Source organism: Parafrankia sp. EUN1f (genome assembly GCF_000177675.1).
GTDB lineage: Bacteria > Actinomycetota > Actinomycetes > Frankiales > Frankiaceae > Parafrankia.
This window is the reverse complement of the sequence record NZ_ADGX01000113.1, coordinates 18,851-27,309: the sequence shown is the minus strand read 5'-3', so window position 1 is coordinate 27,309 and position 8,459 is coordinate 18,851. Positions and strand designations below refer to the sequence as shown.

At 70.0% G+C, this 8,459-nt stretch carries 12 protein-coding genes; 5 read left to right on the top strand and 7 right to left on the bottom strand.

Annotated features, from left to right (window positions below; genetic code table 11):
- A partial coding sequence (locus FREUN1FDRAFT_RS46815) for a hypothetical protein (protein WP_232295435.1) occupies nt 1-208 on the bottom strand: 208 nt, incomplete at its 3' end.
- A 575-nt stretch (nt 209-783) separates the two neighbouring features.
- Here FREUN1FDRAFT_RS46815 and FREUN1FDRAFT_RS44315 point away from each other — a divergent pair.
- The 3 genes from FREUN1FDRAFT_RS44315 to FREUN1FDRAFT_RS27165 are packed head-to-tail and all read left to right on the top strand — an operon-like array spanning nt 784 to nt 3,567.
- On the top strand, nt 784-930 hold the full coding sequence (locus FREUN1FDRAFT_RS44315) for a hypothetical protein (protein WP_157475420.1): 147 nt from the start codon (nt 784-786) through the stop codon (nt 928-930).
- A 46-nt stretch (nt 931-976) separates the two neighbouring features.
- Complete coding sequence (locus tag FREUN1FDRAFT_RS27170; protein ID WP_035953776.1) at nt 977-2,203, top strand: LLM class flavin-dependent oxidoreductase; 1,227 nt, start codon at nt 977-979, stop codon at nt 2,201-2,203.
- Nucleotides 2,200-3,567, top strand: coding sequence for an NtaA/DmoA family FMN-dependent monooxygenase (locus FREUN1FDRAFT_RS27165; RefSeq protein ID WP_006543485.1), 1,368 nt, complete (start codon nt 2,200-2,202; stop codon nt 3,565-3,567). The genes FREUN1FDRAFT_RS27170 and FREUN1FDRAFT_RS27165 overlap by 4 nt, the downstream gene beginning before the upstream one ends.
- A gap of 312 nt (nt 3,568-3,879) precedes the next feature.
- On the opposite strand, the gene FREUN1FDRAFT_RS27160 is transcribed toward FREUN1FDRAFT_RS27165, so the two are convergent.
- The 5 genes from FREUN1FDRAFT_RS27160 to FREUN1FDRAFT_RS27140 form a co-directional block, all read right to left on the bottom strand.
- Entirely contained in the window at nt 3,880-4,875 is a 996-nt protein-coding gene (locus FREUN1FDRAFT_RS27160) for an aldo/keto reductase (RefSeq protein ID WP_006543484.1), read from the bottom strand.
- Nucleotides 4,876-5,076: 201 nt separating this feature from the next.
- On the bottom strand, nt 5,077-5,631 hold the full coding sequence (locus FREUN1FDRAFT_RS27155; protein ID WP_006543483.1) for a hypothetical protein: 555 nt from the start codon (nt 5,629-5,631) through the stop codon (nt 5,077-5,079).
- On the bottom strand, nt 5,615-6,226 hold the full coding sequence (locus FREUN1FDRAFT_RS27150; RefSeq protein ID WP_232295434.1) for a TetR/AcrR family transcriptional regulator: 612 nt from the start codon (nt 6,224-6,226) through the stop codon (nt 5,615-5,617). The genes FREUN1FDRAFT_RS27155 and FREUN1FDRAFT_RS27150 overlap by 17 nt, the downstream gene beginning before the upstream one ends.
- A 321-nt stretch (nt 6,227-6,547) precedes the next feature.
- Entirely contained in the window at nt 6,548-6,763 is a 216-nt protein-coding gene (locus FREUN1FDRAFT_RS27145; RefSeq protein ID WP_006543481.1) for a hypothetical protein, read from the bottom strand.
- A gap of 130 nt (nt 6,764-6,893) precedes the next feature.
- Nucleotides 6,894-7,622, bottom strand: coding sequence for an aminoglycoside 3'-phosphotransferase (locus FREUN1FDRAFT_RS27140; RefSeq protein ID WP_006543480.1), 729 nt, complete (start codon nt 7,620-7,622; stop codon nt 6,894-6,896).
- Between the two features lie 163 nt (nt 7,623-7,785).
- On the opposite strand from FREUN1FDRAFT_RS27140, the gene FREUN1FDRAFT_RS27135 reads away from it, so the two are divergent.
- Together FREUN1FDRAFT_RS27135 and FREUN1FDRAFT_RS27130 are read left to right on the top strand one after the other, a co-directional pair.
- A complete protein-coding gene (locus tag FREUN1FDRAFT_RS27135) occupies nt 7,786-8,004 on the top strand; it encodes a type II toxin-antitoxin system HicB family antitoxin (RefSeq protein ID WP_006543479.1) in 219 nt (72 codons plus the stop codon).
- Entirely contained in the window at nt 8,004-8,222 is a 219-nt protein-coding gene (locus FREUN1FDRAFT_RS27130; RefSeq protein ID WP_006543478.1) for a type II toxin-antitoxin system HicA family toxin, read from the top strand. Before FREUN1FDRAFT_RS27135 ends, FREUN1FDRAFT_RS27130 begins: the two co-directional genes overlap by 1 nt.
- 39 nt (nt 8,223-8,261) lie before the next feature.
- Here FREUN1FDRAFT_RS27130 and FREUN1FDRAFT_RS46810 read toward each other — a convergent pair whose 3' ends face one another.
- The gene (locus tag FREUN1FDRAFT_RS46810; RefSeq protein WP_232295433.1) at nt 8,262-8,399 is read right to left on the bottom strand and encodes a hypothetical protein; all 138 of its coding nucleotides are present in this window, start codon (nt 8,397-8,399) and stop codon (nt 8,262-8,264) included.
- Nucleotides 8,400-8,459 lie beyond the last annotated feature (60 nt).

The window sequence follows — 8,459 nt, the reverse complement described above, 5'->3', positions numbered from 1 at the left end:
AAGCCGCCGACCGGTTGGGAGACGCAGGGCGCCAGTCCTGTTCCGCCCCGGCGGTCTCGCGGACTTCGCCGCCAAACTCGGCCAGGCGGCCGCCTGGCACACGGCCATCACAACTTTCTTCGAGCAAGAAATCGCCATAGCCGAACAGGACGTCGGTCGCGGCGACAGCCAGTTCTGCGGCAACAGCCAGTTCTTCAACCCTGCACACAGCGATCCGGCACCCCGGCCACCCGGCACGTCATAGGCCGGAGCGGTTTTCCCTGGAGCCTGCTCGACAGCTCCCAGGCCCGGCGCGCCGACGGCCCAGGGCACGGCCCTCGCTCAGCCCCCGGCTGACCCGCAGGCACCTCCACCTCAGCCCGGTAGCGGATGAAGTCACTCGGACCTGCCCAGTCGACCGACGGGCAGGGTCCACCCGCCGGACGGCCAGAGGCTCGCACAGGCGCTTCCACGTCAGCCCGGTGGCGATGGGCCTCGACCCCGGGAATCGCTCCGGCCGTGTCACTGTTGCCTGGACGTAGACGGCATACGGGCGACCAGTGGCCGCCTCCAGGAATGGCGGCGCTCCGATGCCACACCAGTGGACCAGCCGCACGCAGTCACAGAAATATTTGAGACACAAAACAACAACAAACCACGGCAGCCATCGGCCGACCGAAATCGGAGCCATGGACAAAGCCCACATCGCGGTCTAGCTTTCTGGAACAGATCCTTTGTCTGCTCGCCGGCCTGCAGGCCGAGCGCCGCATTGCGTAGGTGTTGGACCGGGGGGGAGATGTCGGCGTGAGCCGTCCAGCGGGTCGATGTCGTGGTGCTCGGCGGCGGGGCGACGGGGTCGGCCGCCGCGGTTTCGAGTTCGTGCCCGCCATCCTCGCCGAGCCGGCCCTCGACGGCACCCGTCCCGATTCCCGATTCACCGCCGCCCGCTGATCCGGCGCGTGCGCGGGCCGCGTCCCCACGGAAAGCGATGATCACGATGCCCGAGAAAGATCCGCTGCACCTCGCCGTCGCCCTGGACGGAGCCGGCTGGCACCCGGCCGCCTGGCGGGCACCGTCCGCCCGGCCGAAGGAGTTGTTCACCCCGGGCTACTGGACCGACCTGGTACAGGAGGCCGAGCGCGGCCTGCTCGACTTCGTGACCTTCGAGGATGCCCTGAACCTGCAGTCCACCCAGCTCGACGGCACCCCGGACGGTCGTACCGACCTGGTGCGCGGCCGGCTCGACGCGGTGCTCGTCGCCTCCCGGGTGGCACCGCTGACCTCCCGGATCGGACTGGTGCCGAGCGTGTCGACGCTGAGCACCGAACCGTTCCACATCTCCAAGGCGATCGCGACGTTGGACTTCGTCAGCGATGGCCGGGCAGGGTGGCGGGTCCAGGCCAGCCGGCCGCGGGAGGCGCTGCACATCGGCCGCCGGGCACCCGACCCACCGCTGAGTCTCGACACCCTCAACAGTCCCGAGGTCCAGACCTACATCACCGAGACGTTCGACGAGGCGAGTGAGCACGTCGAGGTGGTCCGCCGGCTGTGGGACAGCTGGGAGGACGATGCGGAGATCCGCGACGTCACCACCGGCCGGTTCATCGACCGCGACCGGCTGCACCGCATCGACTTCAAGGGCCGGTGGTTCTCGGTCCGCGGGCCGTCGATCACCCCCCGGCCGCCGCAGGGCCAGCCGTTGGTCACGGTGCTCGGCCATATCTCGGCCCCCTACCGGCTCGGGGCCCGCCTCGGCGACGTCGTCTATGTGACCCCGCACGACATCGACCAGGTCCGTGCCATCGTCGCCGAGATCCGCGCCGAGCAGGACCGTGCCGGGCGAGGCGACGAGACCCTGCACATCTTCGCCGATCTGATCGTCGTCCTCGACGACGACGGCGACGCCGCCCGGGAGCGGCTGGGCCAGCTCGACAGCCTCCTCGACGCGCCGGCACGTTCCGATGCGGCGATCGTCGCCGGCTCCCCCGGCGAACTCGCCGACCTGCTGCTCGACTGGCAGGCCGCGGGCATCACCGGCTACCGGCTGCGGCCCGCGGTGCTGCCCGTCGACCTCGCGGCGATCAGCCGCCGGCTCGCCCCCGAACTCGCCCGCCGCGGCCGGTTCCGCACCGCGTACACCGCCGACACCCTGCGCGGCCACCTCGGCCTGCCCCGGCCGGTCAACCGCTACGCCACCACCCGGATCGAGGCCGCAACCCGATGACCAGTCCCCGCAAGCAGATCATCCTCGGCCACTATGTCGGCGGGGTGAACCATCACACCCTGTGGTCGCATCCACAGGCCGGCAGCCAGATCGACTTCGCGTCGTTCCGGCACGCGGCGCAGGCCGCCGAACGCGGGAAGTTCGACTTCTTCTTCCTCGCCGAGGGGCTGATCCTGCGCGAACGACTCGGCCGGATCTTCGACCAGGACATCGTCGGCCGGCCGGACACGCTGCCGGTCCTCACCGCGATCGCCGCCGTGACCGAGCATCTCGGGCTGGTCGGCACCCTCAACGCCACCTTCAACGAGCCGTACGAGCTGGCCCGTCAGCTCGCCACACTGGACCATCTCAGCGGTGGCCGGGCCGGCTGGAACGTCGTGACCTCCTTCGATGCCTTCACCGGGCAGAACTTCCGCCGGGGCGGTTTCCTGGACCGGGACGACCGTTATGTGCGGGCGCAGGAGTTCGTGGCCCTGGCCCGGCAGCTGTGGGACTCCTGGCCCGCGGACGCGATCGCCGCGGACACAACGCAGGGGCGTTTCCTACGCGAGGCCACCGTCGGAGCGTTCGGCCACCACGGTCGCCAGTTCGACGTCACCGGGCACTTCAACGTGCCACGTAGCCCGCAGGGCCGCCCGGTGGTCCTGCAGGCCGGGGCCTCCGAGCAGGGCCGGGACTTCGCCGCCGCCACCGCGGACGCGATCTTCTCGCCGTTCCACGAGCTCGGGCCGGCACAGGAGTACTACCGCGACATCCAGGCCCGGGTCGTACGCGCCGGCCGGCCGGCAGGCTCGGTGAAGCTGCTGCCCGGCGGCGCGTTCGTCCTCGGTGACACCGCCGCCGACGCGGCGGAGCGGGCCCGCGAGATCGCCCGTGCCCAGGTCAGCGGGCAGACCGCACAGATCCTGCTGGAAATCGTGTGGAACCGGGACCTCTCCGGTTACGACCCGGACGGCCCACTGCCCGACGTCGACCCGGACCCGACCGGGCCGCTGGTGATCCAGGGTCGGGCCCGGCTCGCCCAGGACCCGTTCGAGACCGTGCGGCAGTGGCGGGCACTCGCGGCGGAGCACCGGTACTCGCTGCGCGAACTCGCGATCAGGGTGTTCGCCCACGCCGAGTTCGTCGGCACCCCGACTCAGATCGCCGACCGGCTCGACCACTTCGTCCAGAACGACGGTTCGGACGGTTTCATCATCGGTTCGCACGTCACCCCCGGCGGGATCGACGAGTTTGTTGACCAGGTCGTCCCTCTGCTGCAGGAACGCGGTTCGCTGCGAGCCGAGTACACCGGCGCGACGCTGCGAGACAATCTCGCTATCCCGCTGGCCCCGGCCCGCACCACACAGGGCGCCGTCGCCTAGCGGCCTGGCGCGGGCAGGGGCTGGCCGCCCGGCTCGTGCACGTCCCACCGCTCAGGTCACTCGGGCGTCAGGCTGCGCCTGGACGTGCTGAGCGCGGGGCGGGTGCTGCTCGGCGTCGGCGTGGCACCAGCCGTCTCACCGCCGCGGAGTCCAACCTCACCAGTGTCGGTGTACCGACCAGTTCCAGTGACCTGCGCGTGATCGCTGGCGGTTTGCGGCCCGGCCGGCGGTGAGGCGGCATGACCGGGCCGCGCGAACCTGCCGAGCCGGACCGCGGCGCGATGGCTGAACGCGGAGGGCGGCCTTCGCCAGCTACCAGGCGAAATGCTCGGGGGCCGTCCGGTAGCCCGGGAAAATCTGGTCCAGCCGGGCCAGCGCCTTCTCGTCCAGGCGTACGTCAAGTGCCCGGACGGCGTCGTCGAGGTGCTGCAGGATGCGCGGGCCGACGATCGGCGCGGTGACGGCCGGCTGGTGGAGCAGCCAGGCGAGCGCGACGTCACCAGGCTCGTGACCAAGCTCGGCGGCGAAGTCCTCGTAGGCCTCGATCTGCGGACGCCTGGCCTCCAGGGCCGTCGCGGCCCGGCCTTCCAGGCGCCGCCTGCCCTCGCGCTCCTTGCGGAGCACGCCGCCGAGGAGCCCGCTCTGCAGCGGCGACCACGGGAGGATGCCCACGCCGTAGTGCTGCGCCGCGGGCAGCACCTCGAGCTCGACCTCACGGGTGAGCAGGTTGTAGATCGGTTGCTCACTGACCAGGCCCAACGTCCCGCGCCGGGCCGCTGCGCCCTGCGCCTGGGCGATGTGCCAGCCCGCGAAGTTGCTGCTGCCGACGTAGAGAATCTTGCCGGCCGTGACGGCGACGTCGACGGCCTGCCAGATCTCGTCCCACGGGGTGTCACGGTCGACGTGGTGGAACTGGTAGAGGTCGATGTAGTCGGTCTGCAGACGGGTCAGGCTCGCGTCCAGGGCACGGCGGATGTTGAGCGCCGACAGCCTGCCCTCGTTGGGCCACTCCCCCATGGCGCCGTAGACCTTGGTGGCCAGCACCGTGCGTTCCCGGCGCCCGCCGCCCCGCGCGAACCAGCGGCCAATAATCGACTCGGTGTGGCCCGGACCCTCGCCCTGACCTGACACGCCGGCCGAGCGCAGGCCGTAGACGTTGGCCGTGTCGAAGAAGTTGATGCCGTACTCGTGCGCCGCATCCATGATCTTGTGCGAGTCGGTCTCGCTGGTCAGGGGACCGAAGTTCATCGTTCCCAGGCACAGGCGCGAGACGGTCAGACCGGAACGGCCGAGGTGGGTGAACTGCATGTTGGGCGGAGTCCTCTCCGGTGAGGGTCGGCCGGCGCCGCGCTCAGGCGGGCGCCGTACAGTCCCAGTCTCCCGCTTCGCATGCGCTCCAGGTAACCTGCGCGTCCTGGGCCTGCTCCGATCGCTGTCCTCCTCCTCGTCGCCCAGACAGTCGCCGAGCCGGGAACCACCGCCCGCGCACGTCTCGGGACACGGCCAGGGTCAGCCGATGCCGGGCGCGTTCTGCTCCCGCCGGCTGATGCGGTCGACTGTCGCCAGGATGTCCCGCCGGATGAGGCCGCTGCCCGTGCGGATGGCAGCCCAGTAGAAGGCGAACCTGTGACGGGTGGCCCGGTCCGTCGAGTATCCGCGGGTCTCGGTGCTCAGGACGGTGCCCGCAGGGCAGGGACGCACGTGGAAGTCGGTGAGGTACTTGACCCAGCCCACGTCCTCAAAAGCGATGAACTCCTCAACCGAAGAAATCGCGATGCGACTGGGGGATCGCTGCCACGGCCGCGCGACAGCGGCACCGAGAGCGTATTCCGGCGCCTGGACGGCAACCATGGTGATCGGCCCGTCCGTGAACAGGGGTCGGGACGTGGCGATGCCCCGAGAACCGAGATGCCGCAGGGCGACCAGGGGTCTCGCGACCACGAGCTGATCAAGCGTCAGCCCGGAAAGGGCGTCCCACACGTGGTCGGGGTTCGCCGGGAGCACCCGGGAATGCCGCTCGCTGAAGTGGTACACCGGCATCGTCTGCTCAAGCAGCGTGGGCATCCTTGGCTCCGGGCGTCGTAAGGGTGGAAAGGACCGACCGGAAGACCCGGTCGACGACGGCAGGCGCCGCCGAGTTATCGGCGACGAGGAAGATCTCGGCCCACACCATCCCCAGGAGATGTGTGTGGACCTCGCGGGCGTCGATCAGCGGACCGGTTCCCAGCTCACCGCGAGACCGGGCGCGTCCGAGGATCCCGGCGATCAGATCCTGCTCGGCCTGGAGGAACCGATCCCGGAATCCGCGGCGGACCTCCGGGTTCGTCTGTAGGTCCGCGACGAGACCGGGCAGCGCGTTGCGGGCGACCGGCGTACTCAGCAGCGCCACGACGTGCTCGATGAGGGCGTGCAGATCCGCGGCGAGCCCGCCACGGTCGAAACGCCGGGCGTCGAGCTCGGTACCGTGCACGACGGCGGCGAACACGAGTTCCGGCTTGGACGACCAGCGTCGGTAGATCGCGGCGCGGCCGGCGCCGGCCACCTCGCTGATCCGCCCGATCGACACCTCGGCGTAGTCACTGCCGGCGAGCAGGCGACGCACCGCCTCCAGCAACCGTGCCTCGACCATGATCTCCCGCGGTCGGCCTCGCGACACCATCATTCTCTTCTTATATACGAGACCATCGTTCTCGTATAGAGCGGCGACATGCGTGGCCGACGGCCAACCAACCACCCACCCACCCGGCGGCGGCGGAGCTTAGGGCGAGCGCGCCGAGTGCCCACGGGCGGGCGAACTGGCAGATCGGCGCCACGACCGTCGTATTTTCTTCACATGGACGATCCGTGATTGGCTCGAAGACCTATCTCTACGTCATGAGCCACGACTACCTCACCGGCACCGTCCAGCTGGTGGACGTGGCACCACAACGATCCGATGATCGGCCCGACGGCGCCCACGCGGCCGCCGCCGGCCTACCGATCAACCAGCCATCAGCGATGCGGCGGCGGTGGCGCCCAGCTCCCAGCAGACCTCGCGCGCGGCGGCGTCCACCGCGCCGACGATCGACAGCGGCTCGCGCAGGCGCTTCCACTTCAGCCCGGTGGCGATGCTCTCGACCCCACGGATCGCACCGGTCGTGTCGCTGCCACCATGCACGTAAAGGACGTACGGCCGACCGACGGTGGCCTCAAGCACGGGATAGTAGATCTGGTCGCAGAACTTGCGGAAAGTCGTGTACGTCGCGCGGTCACACTACGTGTCGCGAGAGCTCGTCGCCGCTGCCTACGGGAGGCCCTTTCCAACGCCGGGGTCTGGCAGCGACATGTCAGGGACCGACCTCCCAGAGCCGACGGTAGAAGGCGGTCCGGTCATCGTCCGGCGCGACACCATAGGCATCCAGCAGAACGTGCTCCCAGCCGGGGCCGTAGTTCCACTCGGTGCTCCAGGTGGCGACCGCTAGATCCGCCCACCGGTCCGCCACCCCCAGCGCGCCGAGGTCCACATGCCCCGACCAGCGTCCGTCCTCGCCCAGAAGAGTATTCGGGGCACAGGCATCGCCCTGGCAGACAACGAGCACGTCCACCGCGGGGGCGTCTGCCGCGAGATCGGCAAGGCGACGCCGGTGCTGCGCTGTCGTCGCCCGCGCCGACGCCTCGGCCAGCCGATCCGCCACCGACCAGGAGAACGGACACTCCGCCACGGGCAGCGCCTCGTGAAAAGCACGAAGCCCCCGCCCGATCGCCTGCACGGCACGCAGCGGCTCGGCCTTCCAGATCGCGTGGACGGCGTTCCGCCCCGGAAGACCTGCTGTGATCAGCCAGCTTCCGGCCCCGTCCCGCCCCTCGCCAAGCACCGCTGGAACCGGCGTGAACGGCGCAGCCCAGCGCAGACGAGACGCTTCCGCCATCAGGTTCAGGTGAGTTCCGGCCGGCGCCCACTTGACGAAACGTCGACCAGCAGGACCCGTCATCTCGAAGGTGAGACCACCGAGTTCGTTACGCCAGACCGGGCGTACCCGATTGCCGGCGGCCATCGCCACGATCGCACTAGGCATCGGCACATCGTCGTCCCCGGGTGAACCGGCAAACACCTGATCATCGTAGCCAACCCCAGGCCACGCTGTCCGCGACCCGGTGGTGACGCCGAGTTCCAGGCGAGCAGCGCGGATCGCGGCAAGCGATCAGTGTTGAAGGCTGCGTCCGCGATATCGTGGGTGCATGGCGGCGTCGCGCACCACCACGGTCACCGTCCCGATCACCGTCGAGTGTGACGAGGACGGCGTCTGGTGCGCACATGCCCAGCTGCGTCCCGGTGTGGGCGCCCACGGCGAGGGCGCGACGGAGCAGGAGGCACTGGACGACCTGCGCGAGGCGCTTGTCGGCCTGATCGAGGAGTTCGGGGTTCCCCGAGAGCTGTCCGTCACCGTAGCGGCCTGATGCCTCCGGTCCCCTCCGTCCGAGGCATCCGAGTCGTCCAGGCACTGGAGCGGCACGGCTTCAAGGTGGCGAGGGTCAACGGCAGCCATCACATCATGCGACACCCGGACGGGCGTGGCACGACGGTCCCGGTGCACGGCACCCGCGATCTGGCCAAGGGCACCTTGCGCGGCATTCTCAACGACGTCGGCCTGACGATCGACGAACTCGCCCCCTAGCGGCCGCGCCGACGACGGGGGCGACCAGAGGGGTCCAGGTCACGCGGACATCAGGCTGGCCGCGACCATGGCCCCGAGCTCCCAACAGGCCTCGTGGCCCGTGGCGTCCACCTCGCCGACGATCGACAGGGGCTCACGCAGGCGCTTCCACTTCAGACCGGTGGCGATCGTCTCCACGCTCCGGACCGCGCCCGTGGTGTCGGAACCACCGTGGACGTACAGAGCGTATGGCCGGCC